This window comes from Sporosarcina sp. GTC18466 (assembly GCF_055389225.1).
This window is the reverse complement of sequence record NZ_AP044037.1, coordinates 12,929-28,785: the sequence shown is the minus strand read 5'-3', so window position 1 is coordinate 28,785 and position 15,857 is coordinate 12,929. Positions and strand designations below refer to the sequence as shown.

Annotated in this window: 14 protein-coding genes; 1 reads left to right on the top strand and 13 read right to left on the bottom strand. The window is 47.7% G+C overall.

All coding sequences use genetic code 11. From position 1 onward, the window contains the following. Positions 1–3 precede the first annotated feature (3 nt). The 9 genes from ACZ5FK_RS00125 to ACZ5FK_RS00085 form a co-directional block, all read right to left on the bottom strand. Positions 4–864 (bottom strand): ABC transporter permease, encoded by an 861-nt coding sequence (locus ACZ5FK_RS00125; RefSeq protein ID WP_464805902.1) that lies wholly within the window; start codon positions 862–864, stop codon positions 4–6. Between the two features lies 1 nt (position 865). After that, positions 866–1,795 (bottom strand): ABC transporter ATP-binding protein, encoded by a 930-nt coding sequence (locus ACZ5FK_RS00120; RefSeq protein WP_464805901.1) that lies wholly within the window; start codon positions 1,793–1,795, stop codon positions 866–868. Then, the gene (locus ACZ5FK_RS00115; protein ID WP_464805900.1) at positions 1,792–4,200 is read right to left on the bottom strand and encodes a hypothetical protein; all 2,409 of its coding nucleotides are present in this window, start codon (positions 4,198–4,200) and stop codon (positions 1,792–1,794) included. The genes ACZ5FK_RS00120 and ACZ5FK_RS00115 overlap by 4 nt, the downstream gene beginning before the upstream one ends. Before the next feature lie 116 nt (positions 4,201–4,316). After that, on the bottom strand, positions 4,317–5,210 hold the full coding sequence (locus ACZ5FK_RS00110; RefSeq protein WP_464805899.1) for a LysR family transcriptional regulator: 894 nt from the start codon (positions 5,208–5,210) through the stop codon (positions 4,317–4,319). Further along, positions 5,191–6,684, bottom strand: a complete 1,494-nt coding sequence (locus ACZ5FK_RS00105) for an MDR family MFS transporter (protein ID WP_464805898.1) — start codon at positions 6,682–6,684, stop codon at positions 5,191–5,193. The genes ACZ5FK_RS00110 and ACZ5FK_RS00105 overlap by 20 nt, the downstream gene beginning before the upstream one ends. Before the next feature lie 117 nt (positions 6,685–6,801). Next, complete coding sequence (gene cbpB, locus ACZ5FK_RS00100) at positions 6,802–7,242, bottom strand: cyclic-di-AMP-binding protein CbpB (protein WP_464805897.1); 441 nt, start codon at positions 7,240–7,242, stop codon at positions 6,802–6,804. A gap of 138 nt (positions 7,243–7,380) precedes the next feature. Then, on the bottom strand, positions 7,381–7,632 hold the full coding sequence (locus ACZ5FK_RS00095) for a short-chain dehydrogenase (RefSeq protein WP_464805896.1): 252 nt from the start codon (positions 7,630–7,632) through the stop codon (positions 7,381–7,383). A 76-nt stretch (positions 7,633–7,708) separates the two neighbouring features. Then, the gene (gene fadH, locus ACZ5FK_RS00090; RefSeq protein WP_464805895.1) at positions 7,709–8,467 is read right to left on the bottom strand and encodes a 2,4-dienoyl-CoA reductase; all 759 of its coding nucleotides are present in this window, start codon (positions 8,465–8,467) and stop codon (positions 7,709–7,711) included. Positions 8,468–8,606: 139 nt separating this feature from the next. Then, complete coding sequence (locus ACZ5FK_RS00085) at positions 8,607–10,649, bottom strand: putative bifunctional diguanylate cyclase/phosphodiesterase (protein ID WP_464805894.1); 2,043 nt, start codon at positions 10,647–10,649, stop codon at positions 8,607–8,609. Between the two features lie 230 nt (positions 10,650–10,879). Between ACZ5FK_RS00085 and ACZ5FK_RS00080 the strand changes: the two genes are divergently transcribed. Next, positions 10,880–11,362, top strand: coding sequence for a YkyB family protein (locus tag ACZ5FK_RS00080; RefSeq protein WP_464805893.1), 483 nt, complete (start codon positions 10,880–10,882; stop codon positions 11,360–11,362). Between the two features lie 140 nt (positions 11,363–11,502). On the opposite strand, the gene ACZ5FK_RS00075 is transcribed toward ACZ5FK_RS00080, so the two are convergent. The 4 genes from ACZ5FK_RS00075 to ACZ5FK_RS00060 all read right to left on the bottom strand — a co-directional run bounded on the left by ACZ5FK_RS00075 (position 11,503) and on the right by ACZ5FK_RS00060 (position 15,841). After that, positions 11,503–12,372: an NAD(P)-dependent oxidoreductase gene (locus ACZ5FK_RS00075; RefSeq protein ID WP_464805892.1), complete on the bottom strand. Its 870-nt coding sequence runs from the start codon at positions 12,370–12,372 to the stop codon at positions 11,503–11,505. 156 nt (positions 12,373–12,528) lie between these two features. Beyond that, positions 12,529–13,755, bottom strand: coding sequence for a hypothetical protein (locus ACZ5FK_RS00070; protein ID WP_464805891.1), 1,227 nt, complete (start codon positions 13,753–13,755; stop codon positions 12,529–12,531). Further along, entirely contained in the window at positions 13,704–14,906 is a 1,203-nt protein-coding gene (locus ACZ5FK_RS00065; RefSeq protein ID WP_464805890.1) for a DUF58 domain-containing protein, read from the bottom strand. Before ACZ5FK_RS00065 ends, ACZ5FK_RS00070 begins: the two co-directional genes overlap by 52 nt. Next, on the bottom strand, positions 14,906–15,841 hold the full coding sequence (locus ACZ5FK_RS00060) for an AAA family ATPase (RefSeq protein ID WP_464805889.1): 936 nt from the start codon (positions 15,839–15,841) through the stop codon (positions 14,906–14,908). Before ACZ5FK_RS00060 ends, ACZ5FK_RS00065 begins: the two co-directional genes overlap by 1 nt. Between the last annotated feature and the right edge of the window lie 16 nt (positions 15,842–15,857).

The window sequence follows — 15,857 nt, the reverse complement described above, 5'->3', positions numbered from 1 at the left end:
TCCTTATCCTTTTTTCTTTCTTGGATTCACGCGCAACTTTTTCACTGCGATGAAAATCGCAAGCACCGCCAATAACAAGTAGAACACAAGGAAGCCCGCCCATAATGGAATATCGACTTGTGTCATCTCCTCAATCGCTCCGGAGACCTCTGGTGATAGGAATGACGCAAACAGGACGACCGGGTTGATGGATGCCAGGAAATGCGCCAAATAGGCAGGCGGCGGTGAAGAAACCGCTCCAGAATAGACGGTCATCATATTCATCTGCACTGTAATGATTAGCAGGAAGCCGGTCACTACGGACAGGAACAGCATCGTTCCATAGGTGGCGATCATTGAAACGATTGTTTTGCGCAAAAGTGTAGAGTACATGACGCCTATACTGCCGATTGAGAGCAGTATGACAAAAAGGAACAAGAATACTTTCAAAAATGCCAGCGGTGAAATCCCGCCAAATACAAAGACAAGACTATAGACAGGCAACCCAGCCACAATGAGCAGCAATAGGAACGCAATCGATGACAGCAGCTTGCCGGAAATGATCTGGAAGGATGTCTGGGACGTTGTCAATAAAATCGGCAATGTCTGCTTTTCACGTTCAGAACTGATCGTACCCGCTGTCAAGCCAGGAGTTGTGAACAGCACCAGACCCAGCTGAATATAAGACAAAAAGGCGAAAAGGACGAAACTCTGGCTCGGTTTGAAGTAAGATGTCCCCGCGACGTTAACCGTCAAAAATATATAACCAAATACGAACACGCACATCGCCAGCAGGAAGAACAGGATGCCGTTAAACGCTTTGAAGGAACGGAATCTGAGTTTGATCTCCTTTAACAGGACCGGATTTGCAAATATAGCTTTCAACTTAATCGGCCCCTTTCGTTATTTCCATGAATACATCTTCTAAATTAGTCACATGTTCCATGAAGGTGAGGATCGGTATACCTGCAGTTACTGCTTTATCTAGCAGGCTGACTTGCTCCTCCTCAGACCCTTTATACTTAAATGACAGACCATTCCCCTCGGGAAGCGCTTCAATCATTCCCACATGTGATTGATCCTCGAAGAAGCGGACCGCCTCCTCGGCCGATCCTGCAAGGCGTACAGTGATCACCTTCTCGCCTTGCAGCTTCGCCTGGATTTCTGCGACCGATCCGTGTGCAATCAGTTTGCCGTTGTCAATGACACCGATTTCATCGCACATTTCCGCAAGCTCCGGCAGGATGTGTGAGGAGATGAGTATGGTCTTGCCCATACTCTTCAACGTCTTCAATATGTCGCGCATTTCTACGCGAGCCCTCGGATCAAGCCCTGATGCCGGTTCGTCAAGGATCAATACTTTGGGATCATGGATCAGTGCACGGGCGAGACAGAGGCGCTGCTTCATGCCCCTTGATAAGAGATCGACATACGAATCTCGTTTATGCGAAAGATTGACCAGTTCAAGCAGCTGGGGAATCAGCTTTTTCCGCTCCTGTTCAGGGATACCGTAGCTCGCTCCATAAAAATCCAAATACTCTTCGGCTTTCAATTGGTCATAGACGCCAAAGAAGTCGGGCATATAGCCGATCAGTCTCCTAATTTCGGCGGGTTTTTCGTGTACGCTCACGCCATTGATGGTGACATCGCCGCTCGTTGCTGTCAGAAGTGTCGCCAGTATTAGGAATGTCGTCGACTTCCCCGCACCGTTTGCACCGACAAAACCGAAAACTGTCCCCTCTCCGAGTGTAAGATTCAAATTATCCAGCGCGGTGAATGAACCATACTTTTTTGTGAGTCCTTTGATTTCGATCATTTTACCACCTCGCCATCCAATTTCAATTGCGGAATCCGTGCTTCCGCCCCTTGATGCTGGGCGCCGAAGTCCAAACGGATTTTCACTGTCCCTTCGGCGTCCATATAGGAAGACACGTCCTCAAACATCACTTTCTTGTCATTTCCGAGTGATTCGTATTGTTGTGTATTGTTATTCCAGATGCTCACCTCATACAGATCAGCCTGCATTTTTGAAAGCTCCATAGTCTTCCAATCATACTTGCTGTCGTGAAGAGTTTCAGGCAGTTTCCAAGACTGAATATAGGATTGATCTTCAAAATAATACATATTCTCCTGGTAACCGAACGTATAGGCTTCACTATTGTTCACTTTAGAGATAATCTTCATATCAAGTACTTCATCATCGACAGAGAAAGCGCCAGTCAGCTCGACTTTTGCGTCAACCGGCTGCATGATCAAAGAAAGGGCAGACATTTTTACGTTCTTTTCATTCTCTAGCTTTACATCGACAAGTGGAGTATCCGTATATCCTGTAATCATCGGCACGTTACGCTGGTATGCCAGATTATCAGCGAACTGGGATGCACTTTCTTTTCTCGCCGCTATCAGGTCGTCCGACGTGGCAGGCGGCATGCCCATCACTTGCGGATTCGTACGCTTCGCGATCAGCCCGGTCGTCTTCAGCGTCTCTTTCACTGAAGTTGTTTCACCCGGACCGAGATCGCCGACCTTAATAGGCTTTGTACCTGACCAGATGCGTATGTCTTTCAGAGCAAATGCAAAATTGTTTGTGACAGTGCCTGTAAGCTCTTTGTTTGTGACTGTCAGGTCAGCAGCAAAATTCCCATCTGCCTTGACAGCTGTTTTTCCGGCAAACGTGCCTAGATTCCAATAGCCGATTTTCCGCAGATGCAAAGTAGACCCCGTGGCTGACTTTTCAAGGATTGCCTTCTTATACGGCTCCGTCACTCCAGAACCGAACATCATGCCGCCGGAAGTGCCCATTGTCATCAAGGTGGTCCCGCCAGGTGCGCTGAATGTAAAATCCCCTGATCTGTTTGACAAGACAGTCTCCACAAAGTAGCCTTCAAGCGTTCCATCGGACGTCACATCGAGAACTGCTGTCTGCTGGAGCTGCGGTTTGCCGATCCGGTCTTTCGCTCCGAACGCGAACAGGAGGACGGATGTCAGCACAGCGATTGACGGCACAATCCACCACGCATGTTCCCGTTTATCCCTTTTCTTCAGGATGATGTAAAGAACAGGGATGATCAGAATGATATATAAGATGATCAGACCGATCAGAGCCGGCGCCGACACTTTGAAGGACGGGAATAACTCATTCGTATCGCCGACTGTGTATCGCAGATTATCAATTGGATTGTCATAATGCCTGCCGCCCATATTTGCATTTGATGTAAGCGCTCCTTCAAGTACAACCTTCCACCACTGCGTTGTTCCGGATAGCGCAGAAAACGGTTCGTCGCCTATCGAGAAGGCAGTCTGAATCAAACTGCCGTTCCCGACTTCCCGGACCGCAGCAATTACATTCGAACCATCTTTATACAACGCTTTCGCGCCTGGCGTCAGTGTACCGATTGCCGTCGGAACCGGTTTGTCGAATTTCTCGCTTCCTGCCCATGTATTTAAGACGGCAGGATCAATTGTCGCATTCCCTGATAAAGTGAGCGGCAACTGCTCCGCAAGCAGCGGGCCTGCTTCTGCCGCAGCCTGATCGGATCCGCCGAATACAAGAATGCCGCCTCCACGTACCCAGTCGAGCAGCGCTTTCTGTTCGTTTTCATTCATGTCTGCTATTGGATACTCATCCACGAGAATTACGTCTGCAGCTTCCCATCCCGCTTTTTCCGTGGGAAACTTTACAGCCCCGATTTTTGAAGCGTCAATCAGCTGGGTAGTTGAAATATTGGCGAATCTCACACCGCGCAGTGCTGCCAGCCGGTCCAGATTGGAAGAAAAAGCAACCAGTGTGCGCACATCATCATAGTACAGTGCGGTGATAATCTGTTTAGCACCTTTATGGTCGAGCTCTTTCCCTTTCCTCCATCCTCCTTCAAAGAAATGGATTGTTTTCGTATTTGGCCCTTGCATGTTGTAATCATTGATCGACGGGATGATAAAAGTAACCGTCTTTGTCTCTCCGGTGCCGATATCAAGCGGAAATGCCTCACCGACTCCCGAGTCATACGTCTGCTGAAGATCGACAATCAGATCGCCGCTGAACGGCGTGCCTGTGTTCTCAACAACAATTGTCACTGGCGCCCCACGGCCATATTTGGCTTTGCCGTCAAGACCTGCCGTCACCGTCGCTTTCAGTTCGGGGGCAGCTTGCGCATATATAGGCGGCGCCAGTACTGATAGCACCAATAGAAGAACGAATCCTCCCCAAATCTTATTCCACATTCTCCGTGTCCTCCTGTTCTTCTACTTTTTTATCCAGTCCAGCAGAAGACATATTATGTAATCAAGGATAATTCTACATAATTAGTACGCAAGGAGACAGAGAAAGTTCCACGTTATCAAAAATCCGCCTCTTTTCTTACTACTTCTGCACGCCGCTCTACAATGTCCGCAAACGCACTAACCTGCTTTAGGGCAAAGGATGATTCATAACCGATAAGCCATGTATCTCTCGTCAATTCAAATTCCTCCTCACTATTCAGGAGAGGGATCTTATGGACATCCTCGTCGCCATGAAAGGTGATGGACGGCAGGATGGCATATCCGATTCCATTCAAGGCCAGCTGCTTGCATGTTTCAATCTGATCGACCGTGATCTGGCGTTTTGGATTCTTCGAGAAATGACGCTGCCACCAGCGCTGGATTTCCATGTAGTAATTGGAATCACTTTTGAATTGGATGAAAGGCCGTTCGCTGTCCGCCAGTTCTTCAAGTGACTGTATTTCCTTATCCACCAAGTACAGCTGATCCCTGAATAGATACGTCTTCTTGCTTTTCCAGTCGACTTGCCCCCGCACGATGCCGACATGGGCATCGCCTTCGTAAAGCGCTTTGACAATTTCAGAACTCCAACCTGTCATGAGCGAGATTTTCGCATCCGGGTAGGCGCTTACATATTCCTTTAGCACGAGCGGCAGCCATGTCTGGCCGACAATCGAAGCGCATGCGATCTTCAGAGTTCCGTGAATCTTATTCGCCATCGATGCGATCATTTCTGCCGTCTCCTCTTTTCTCGTAATTGTCTCTTTCGCATAGGCGATCACAAGCTCTCCTGCAGGTGTAGGCTCCAGCCCTTTCTGTGAACGGATGAACAGCATCGTCCCCCATTCTTTTTCAATCGTCTGCAGCCTTTGGGAAAGAGCCGGCTGCGAAAGGAAAAGTCGCTCCGCAGCCTTTCTCATATTCCCTTCTTCAGCCAGCGCCTTAATGATTTCAAGTTCTGTCGTTGTCATGTTGAACACCCCTTCCTCTTGGTATGCGCAGTATGAAAAGCACACTGATGACCGCGAATAAGCCGGCCGCCAGATAGACATTGTGCAGAGATGCCGCAAGTGATTGCTGCAGATCATTCAGAAGATGCGCAGGCAATGCGGATCTCGTCTCTTCTGTCAGCAATGAATTGATATCATCGACGCTGAAATCCTGGCCGCTTCTCTTGAATGACAAAAGAAGTGAACTGTTGAGCACCGCACCGAAGATGGAAGCACCGACTGTGTTCCCGAAATTCCGCATGAACATGTTCGCAGCGGTCGCCGCGCCTCTCTGCTCACGCGTGACCGCCCCTTGGATCGTTACGATGAAAGCAGTGCTCGTCAACCCCATGCCGACCCCGATGAAAAAACTGGCTGCCGCGGCCCATACAGGTCCAGAGCTGCCCGTCATCAAGACAAACAAGAGCGCACCGAGAACAAGTGACAAACCACCTGCAAACGAGACGGCAAACGTGCCGAACCGGATCAGCAAATGACCTGCGACGGAAGAGGCAATCGGCCAGCCGATCGACATGGAAGTGAGCGCGAAGCCAGCGATGATCGCAGGCTGTTCCATGATGCCTGTCACAAAGGTTGGCAAGTAGGTCGATATTCCAATCATGATGACGCCAGTCGTCAAAGAGACGATGTTCGCGTAGAGAATCACCGGATTTCTCCAAATAGTAAACGGCAATATTGGATCCGCAGCCCTTCTCTCAGTCACTACAAAAAGGAACACCATGATAGAGCCGATCAAGAGCAATGCAATCCCTTGGAAGGAAAGCCGGCCGAAGGATTGTCCTCCTTCCACAAGCCATAATAAAACCGTCGTAAGTGACAGTGTCAGCAGCAAAGCCCCTTTCACATCTATGACAGCCTTCTTCGTCGTCTTCGTTTCATTCAGGAAGAAGAAAATACCCGCCATTGCAAGCAATCCAAGCGGAATATTCACCCAGAACACGTATTTCCAATGCACATACTGGACGATGACTCCTCCGATGACCGGTCCGGTAACTGCAGAAATCCCCCAGACGCTTGATAAATAGCCTTGCACTTTCGCCCGTTCCTCTGTCGTGTATATATCTCCCACAATAGTCGTCGCAATCGGCATGACAGCACCTGCTCCAAGCCCTTGTACAAGCCTGAAGGCGATGAGCTGCTCCATCGATCCGGCAAAACCGCAAAGGATGGAGCCGAGCAGGAAGATGGTAAGACCGATGAAAAAGACGGGCTTGCGGCCAAACAAGTCCGCGAGTTTGCCGTAGATCAAAACGGTGACTGTACTCATGAGCAGATAAGCGGAAAATATCCAACTATACCTCGAAAAGCCTCCCAAATCCCCCGCGATTGCGGGCATTGCTGTGGAGACAATTGTTGCTTCCACGGCACCCATGAACATGGCCAGCATGACGGATATGAGGACAAGCGGCCGTTTGGTCATTGTGGATCGTTTCATAGGAAAATGCCTCCTCTTTGTTGACGGTACAAAAAAAGACTCCAATCCGGAGCCTTTCGATTTTGTCCGCTTGTCAATTTTGTGTGAACGTTTACTTTGTGTTGTATCAGTCCGCCATTATTGAGCAGAATAAATGTATTTCTTGAATTGTTTTAAAACGACCCGTCTTGTAAGGATGCCCGCAAACACGCCGTCTTCATCCGTCACACAGAGGAAAGGGTGGTTGACAAGAAGATCGAGCCCTTTTTGGAACCGGTCTGTCGTTTTGATATTCGGTATATCAGTCTGCATAATTTCATCGACTTTTATATCATCAAGCCGCTCGAACTCAATGCGTTCAAGGCCTAAAATCGAATCTGTGATCATCCCTATGCCCAGCAAGCCTTTCAATTTGTTTTGGGCATCTAAAACCGGAATCGCGGAATATCCTGTTTTAGTGAGGACGAGAAGGGCGTGTTCCGCATTATTGCCAATTTGCACATGTGCCACTTTCTCAGATGGTATCAGAAACTCGGCAATCGGCGTGAAAAGGAAATCCCTGCTGTTGACAGAAATCAAAGTAAATCCGCTCCTTCTGTAGCTAAACTATTCAAATGGAATCTACTACCCCATCATACCATAAGAATAGCCGGCGCCGCTCGGTGAAATTTCCATTTCGGGAAATTGATGCAGGACACAAACACAAAAAAGACCTCTTCAATAAATAGAAGAGGCCCAATAATAAAAGATGACGATGCCGATAAAGATGGCACCTAACAAGATGACCCAGAGAACGGGATTTACGGTGAATGGGTGTTCTTGCACCGCATCCCCGATCGAATGGTCCGTTTCACTGAGAACGACTTTGGGCGTCTTCATCTTGCGGATTGCCACAAAGCCGATGACCGCGACCACTGCTAGAAAAATGATGATCGGTATGATCCAGACATCGAAGAAATAAGAGATCATTGGGTTCCTCCTGCACGATTCGTTGCTAGAAGGATGCACTAAAACCGCTATTCTATCCCTTCATTTCATCACTTTATTAAAAAGGATATTGATTCAGCCATTGACCCCCGTCAAGCGTGACGATTTCGCCATTCATATAGGAAGCTTTATCGGAAAGGATGAAAGCAGCAAGCTCCGCGATTTCTTCCGGGGTGCCTGTCCTGCCGAGCGGCACCGATTGGATGGTGCGTTCCTTGGCCTTTTCGGACTGGAACAGCTTCTCCGCGCCGCCGGTCCGCTCAATCGGCCCTGGTGCAATCCCATTCACGCGGAAGCCGTATTTCCTGCCCCATTCCACAGCAAGTGTGCGTGTCAGAGACATGACACCCGCTTTTGCCGCCGCCGAGTGGATGACTCCTGGACCTGCATCCCATGCATACGTCGCAAGCATATTCAAGATGGCGCCCCTCTGTCCTTTATCAATCCAATACTTTCCGACTGCGCTAGAACAGTAGAAGGTGCCGTTCAAGACGATATCGATGACCGCTTTCCAGCCATTCGGAGAGAGATCCTCCGCATTCACAAGGAAATTTCCTGCCGCATTATTCACCAGTCCATCTATCTTACCGAACTTCCGGTCAACAAACTCCACCATCGCATTGACTGATTCCGTATCCCTGACATCCATCTGGAACGTGCTTGCCTTGTCGCCGATTTCCTTTTTCGCCTCTTCCAGGCGTTCCGGGTCCCGGCCGGTGATGACTACATCCGCTCCTTCTTCCGCGAACTTTTTCGCCATTGCCTTCCCCATACCGCTAGATCCGCCTGTCACAATGATCACTTTCCCGTCAAACATGACAAAACCCCCTTAAGTGAATGAATACTCACTCATTCTATCATATTCTTTCCTATATTGCGATAAATCTAGGGTGCCGGGAATAGATAAATGCAAAAGCCGTCTTTGTGGCAAGCTATGCCACAAAGACGGATATAAATCATTCGGCCAAGAAGTATTTATGGACGATTTCATCAGCGGGAACCGCTTTGCTGAACAAGAATCCTTGTGCTTTCTGGCAGTCCGCTTCAAGCAGGATCTTCACTTGAAGCTCCTTCTCGACACCTTCTGCAATCACTTCCATCCCAAGATTATGGGCAAGGTTGATGATTGTCTTTGCAATCGCCTCATTTTTCTTATCCGACTCGATATCCTGCACAAACGAACGATCGATCTTGATAATGTCAATCGGATATAACTTCAAATAACTTAAAGAGGAATAGCCCGTCCCAAAGTCATCCACTGATATTGCCACGCCGATGTCCTTCAATTCATTCAGAGTCGCAAGTGTATCATTCATATGCATGAGGGCGCTTTCCGTAATCTCCACTTCCAATGAAGAAGGTGCAATACAATGCTTATCAATCATTGCTTTCACATTATCCGCAAGAGTCCCCGTCCTGAATTGCTGAGGTGAAATATTGACAGCGATACGGACTTGTCTATATTGTTTATCCGCCCATTCCTTCAACTGTCCGCAGACCCGGTCAAGTACCCATTCACCGATCTTATGGATTAGGCCGGCTTCTTCCGCAAGCGGTATGAAAGTCGCCGGTGAAACAAAACCGAATTTACGGTTATTCCAGCGAAGCAGCGCCTCAAAGCTGCTGATATGCCCGGTGCGCAAATTGACTTGCGGCTGATAATGAATCTCAAACTCGTCAAATTCTATCGCTCTCCTCAAATGGGCTTCCATCAGAGCAGTATCAGGAAAAGCTTCGTTCATCTCCTCCTGATAAAACCGATAATGTGCGCGTCCTCTGTCTTTTACGTAAAGGATCGCCCGTTCGCATTGGTGCAGCAGCCCTTCCAGCGATTCCCCATCCTCTGGAAAAACGGATATGCCGATTGAAGCGGAAATGAAGTACTCCTGATGATCATAATAAAACGGCTTTGTGAAATCACTCAGCAGTTTCTGTGCAAACCGTTCCACCTCGGCAAGCGTCTGGCTGCTGATGGTAATGATGAATTCATCTCCGCCATTACGATATAACTTAGCAGTACGCGGCGTGATGATTTTCAGCCGCTCTGCTATAGCTTTCAGGATATCGTCAGCACCATTTCTTCCTAGAGCATCATTGATAGTCTTAAAGCGGTCCAGATCAATGTGGACGAATGACAGATGCTCCTTGTTCAGCCTCGCTTCTTCTGCATCCTGTTCAAAGTGCTCCTTAAGCGCCTTCCTATTCCAAAGACCTGTCAACGGATCATGATAAGAGAGGAAAATCCACTTTTTACTGTTTTTAAAGTACGACATGGAGTCTTGCAAGACTAAATGTACTTCAGCGATTTTCCCGTTTGCGTAGATCGGGATTGTCCGGATATGGACGGCGAGGGGATGGTCTTCCCTTCTGACATACATGCCGCCCTCCATCTCAGATGATATACCGGTAAAGGCTTTTTTTAGAAATTGGTTGAATTCCTTACGCTTTTTTTCAACAATCAAGTCCGCGAACAGCCTTCCCTCCATCTCATCCTGCTGCTGGCCAATCGCTTTGATTGCCGCCTCGTTAGTATGGAGGATGGCGCCTATCTCGTTCACTGTGACAATCGGTGCGTAGTTATTCTGGATGAAGGATATGTACTTCTCCTCAATATATTCCTTCGCATCGCATTCCTCTGCCAGCTCTTTCTGTATACGAAAATCCACCCAGGCGAGACGATCATACTCTTCAGATTCCAGCGGCATGGCCACAATCTCATAAAGGGCATGGTGATCATCTCCTGATTGGATGAGTGTTCTCGCGGTTTCATTTCCGTTACCCAATAAATTTTCGACAACATCCCAAATACTTCCGAAGAACGTGGAGGCATCCTGTCCATCATCATATAGGAAATGGCATACTGCCGCTTCATTCGCTAGCAGGACCCGGTACTCTTCTCCTCTATCCTTTGCGAGAAGCACCGACATTGTGGCCGGATGCGAAGTGACATACGCTTCCATGTATGATGCATATGTTTCCTTTGTCTTGTTATTAACCATGATGAAAGCCTCCGTATATGTAGCGCGCAAAATAAGTGAAACAAAGAGTTATTGCATTCCGGTCAACTATAACAGCTATTGTTTCGAGTATACCTTTTATATCGACAAAAAAATAGAGAATTCACTAGGATTCACTTTTTTTCCGACATAAAATTTGCCAGGTTGCCGTTCTTCCATTATGATGGGAATAAGATATGAGATTACAGACTTTATAAGCAAGGAGGCTTTCTTTGGAAGTCGTCATGGATTTACATTCAATTGCTATCGCCATTTACACGGTGAATCGCCACGCAAAAACGGCCTTGGATAAGACATCCCTATATTCATTAAAAAATGCAGCGATCAAAAAACTTTTGGAGGAAGGCAAAGCGCAAAAAATTGGCCTTCATTTTGTAGAAAACCCTCAATTTAGCAAGCAAAGTTCGACAGTCCTCGTGAAATGCTCCGAATTTCTCTTCCATACCATTCCGGAGAAAGAGGATTTTCTCACATTGCCCCATTTAGGTGAACAGGATGCGACATATCGGAACCCTAAAGAACGGATGGGCCTGAAAGCTGCGAAGGAAATCCTGGAACAATTCATTTCTCCCGCACCGTCTGAAAAGCCCCAACAACAGCGTATCTCTCCTAAAAAGGCACGGGACGACCAAAAGAAGAGGCGGCCGATTGTCCAGAACACCAACAGGTTTCGTTCTTCCTATTTTGATTCATAAAATGCATGAAAAGCCATGGCTGTCCCATGAGCCTGAAAAGCAGCGGGTTTGGAGAAATGCCGCTCGGTAGTCGGTTGGCCGGAAAAGGGCTGTCCAGGGAATCAGCTTTCACTGATTCCCTGGACAGCCCCGTCTTCTTCTTATTGTTTAACATAATGCATGTAAAGGGCCTGTGTCCCTTTAGAGTCGTATCCTTCCTGAACCAGTTCATCATATAATTTTTTAGCCAATTCCAGACCCGGCAGTTTGAGTTGCATCCTTTCTGCCTCTTCTAATGCGATTCCCATATCCTTCACAAAATGTTTCACGTAGAAACCAGGTTCAAAATTATCCTTCAGCATGCGGGGTGCCAAGTTCGACAGCGACCAGGAACCCGCGGCTCCCGCCTCAATCGATTGGAGTACGACATCGAGGTCCAGTCCAGCCTTCTTCCCATAGGCGAGCGCTTCGCAGACACCGATCATATTCGTGGAAATCGCAATCTGGTTGCACATCTTTGTATGCTGGCCTGCGCCTGCTTTCCCTTGATAGACGATATTCTTCCCGAACGTTTCAAAAACGGGAAGCATTTTCTCAAACGTCTCTCTGCTCCCGCCACACATGATCGACAGCGTTCCATTTCGGGCACCGACGTCCCCGCCAGAGACCGGAGCATCGAGAGCGCTGATGCCAACGTCTTCCGCCCGCTTATAGATCCGTTCTGCGAGAGATGGGCTTGAAGTCGTCATATCGATGTAGATCTGTCCACTCTCTGCCGCTTCGAAAATCCCATCTTCTGAAAAATAAACTTGCTCAACATCTTGCGGATAGCCGACCATTGTGAAAACTAGATCTTTGCCCGCCGCTGCCTCTTTCGGCGTATCCGCCCACAACGCGCCTGCTGCTTCTAATGATTCAGCTTTAGAACGCGTTCTTGTATGTACTGTCACTTCATGGCCGGCGTGCAGTAAGTGATTGATAATGCTGGCTCCCATTACGCCAGAACCGATAAAGCCTATAGACTGTCCCATTTAAAAACCTCCATGCCCATTTTCTTTATCGTATCAAACTTCAGCTGCACAGAAAACAAAAAAGGAGGACGGAACCATTTAAATGGTTCTGTCCTCAAAAGGGGGAAATGAGAATGTTGCTGTGTTCAATAGTAATATCCCCCAACTGAAACATCCTTAAACATCTTTTTTAAAATATTTTTCGCTGATGGCATGTATTTCATGTTTGAACTGTTTCAGCTCATGCTCTGTTGATGGTATGGATCCGTATCGTACTTTATCATATGATTTGAAAATGACTTCATTTGCGCCCCATCCCATCCGTTTAAACCACTCTGGCACCGTTTCTCCGCGACTGCGTGGCAGACCATTTGATTGGGCCTTGGTTTCAAACATCTTAAACGCTTTCCGGATTTCGTCATTCGCGGCGGAATAATCATATAGTATCACTCGCTCTGTCACAGGCTCCCTCTTTCCTCTCCGTAAAAAAGTATAGGAAGGCTGTTTTTCGCCATCCCGCTTCTTCCTTTTTTTCCAGAGCAGGTAGATGAAAAATGCTGCGAGAAGCAAAATAGCGATAGTGATTGTCATGTTTTCAAAGAAGTTAGAAGAGTTTCCATAGATCGTATGGGCTTTTTCCATTTCAAAATCCACAGGTCCGGATTCTTCTACTGGAACGAGTTTCTGCTCCGCCTTTTCTCGAATTGAATCTAACACAGGGGCTACAGCCTTACCAAACATTTCAAAAACACCTTTGAAAGCGAATCCGAAAATACCGGCAAGAGCCAGGCGGAACTTCTCCAACCCGAAAAATACAGCCAAAAAGGCAACCGCGCCACAACCGATGATTGCACCAAAAACTCCGGCAGCTTCCTTCGCCCGGAAGTTTCCTTGCATCCGGCTTGTAATCCAAATGGTCACCATCCGTATGAAAAAGAAAAGAAATGATGTAAGCAAATAAATCATACTTTGCTGGATCATCAGCGGAAGATAATCACCATAAGATAAAATTAGGCGAGAGAGAAAATAAAATACGATAAACACAATGGAATTTAAGAATAAGAACGGCCATCCATTCAAACGTCCATTGCCAAAGTTCGATTGAAGTCTCCAAAATGCGTATACAAAGAAAATGGCTACATTGAACACCGGTGCTCCAAGGAGCAGAAGCGGCAACGTAATGGCAAGAGATATAGCCAGACCGAGTAAAATTGAGAAATCCCTATTCCCGAAAATGAAAAAGGCGAGGATTCCCCCTGCAATCGATATACCAAGCCAAATATACGGCATAAAGGTAGTCGTTTCACCCAGGAAAAAGACAAAGATATAGGTGAGCAGGAAAAGTTCAACGATCAGCCTTTCACTGTGGACGAATCTGTTCCTGTCATTTGCAAAGGTTCCCACGCATTTTCATCTCCTTCACTGAAACTATCCAGCGTAACACTGTATTTCCGAGACCACTGCTGGACGATTGCATCCACTTTCAAACTACCATGGCTGATCATAATGATCGTGGACGGAAGTTTGCCTTTTGCCTCCAGATTCAACAGCATGTTTTCAAAAGGTATTTTCGCATGTTTATCCGATATGCGGGCAAGTGTCTCCATTGTCTGCTGAAAATGCACCTTTCCTTTTCCGGCCGGCAAGTATATATAGGGAGTCGCGCCAAACGTCTTGATATTGATCGAGACTGCATACGGAATGTCATGATCCATACAATATTTAGCATACGATGCCAGAACTTCTATCCTTGATTCAAAATCATTCGCACGATGGTCTTTTTCCAGTACATTCAGGACAAGCATGATGTTTTGATCGCTGACGGGCAAAAACTGCTTGGTCTGGAGTTTTTGCATCCGGGCGCTTGCCGTCCAGTGGATTTGATCGAACCGGTCGGTCGGGACGTAATCCCGCGTGCCGATTGGTTGAAAAGCATCCTGATACAAAGACTGCCTTTGCTCAATTTCCCCCGGCCTGAATGGCGAGGATTTTAGCCCTCCGCTGATCGGCCTCAGGTTCGGGTAGACCATATTTTCGAAACGCACCGGCTCATCCAATTCCATAAGTACATTCCCGTCGCCAAATAGATGTGGTATTTCAAGCATGACGCGGGTAATATGTGCGAGCCCTCTCCTTTTCCCCTGCAACGGAATCCGCAATTCAACCTGCTTGTTACGGCCTATCGCAAACGGCACAGAGAAATCATAGATTCCGCTAAAATGCTTTGTATTATCTTCACTCGGAGCCACAGCATCTTGGATGGACAACGTCAATGTCGCATTCCAGATCGGTATTTTGCCGTTTTCGAACAGGAATACAAGCTCATCCTCGTCCCCGACAAGAAATCTTTTCTGCTCGCCCTTCAGTCGGACTGTCACATCCTTGCCCACTTTCGAGAAATAAAAGTTCTGAAAAGCGAGCATCGCGAACACTGCGGCGAAACATGCAGCCAGCAGTACCTGCGCGAATATGAAAGTGAGCATGAAAAATGCGGTTGTGAGCAGCATCGCATTATGGATCCATTTAAACCCATTCTCATATCTTATCCAAGTCATCAGACCGTCGCCTCAATAGGAGCGGGAATTGAGCTGACGATTTCTTGCAGGATATCCGCCAGACTCTTTGTAAGGACGCCTTCTGTCGAAAGTTCCATCCTGTGAATGGCCGCAGCAGGCAAAATAGCCTTGACATCATCCGGCGTTGCGAACGATCTGCCGCCGATATAGGCGTTCGCTTTTACTGCCTGCAAAATGGCGAGCGCAGCACGGGAACTGAGGCCGAGTTCAAGGAATGCATGTTCCCGTGTTGCTCTGACGATTTTCAGGATATATTTCTCAACATCTTCATGGACTGTCACTTCAGAAGCTTCCAGTGCCCACTTTTTGACCGTCTCCGCGTCTATGATCGGTTTTGTTTGAACTTCGCTTCGTGCATTGCCATATTGCCTTAGGATCTCGTGCTCCTCCTCGAACGACGGGTAATCGATCGTCAATTTAAAAAGGAACCGGTCAAGCTGCGCGGCAGGCAACGGGAATGTCCCTTGCTGTGATTCAATCGGGTTCTGCGTCGCAATGACCATGAAAGGCTCGGGCAGCTTCATCGTTTCCCCGTCAATCGTCACTTGCCGCTCCTCCATCGCCTCCAGCAGGCTGGACTGCGTCCGAGGCGTAGCACGGTTGATTTCGTCGGCAAGAAGTATATTCGTCATGACAGGGCCTGCCTTCAGTACGAAATCCTGGCTTTGCGGGTTGTAGAAACGGATGCCCGTAACATCCGACGGCAGGACGTCAGGAGTGAACTGCACACGCTTGAAACCGCCTTTGAAAGCGTTCGCAAAACTTTTCGCCATCATCGTTTTCCCTGAGCCAGGCACACTCTCAAGCAATACATGTCCTTGCTGCAAAAGAGCGATCAGCATCAGGTCGAATTCTTTCTCCCTTCCGATGATCGCTTTATTCAATTCTTGTTTAAAATCTGTAATTGCAGTCATAGCAGATTCCCCTTTG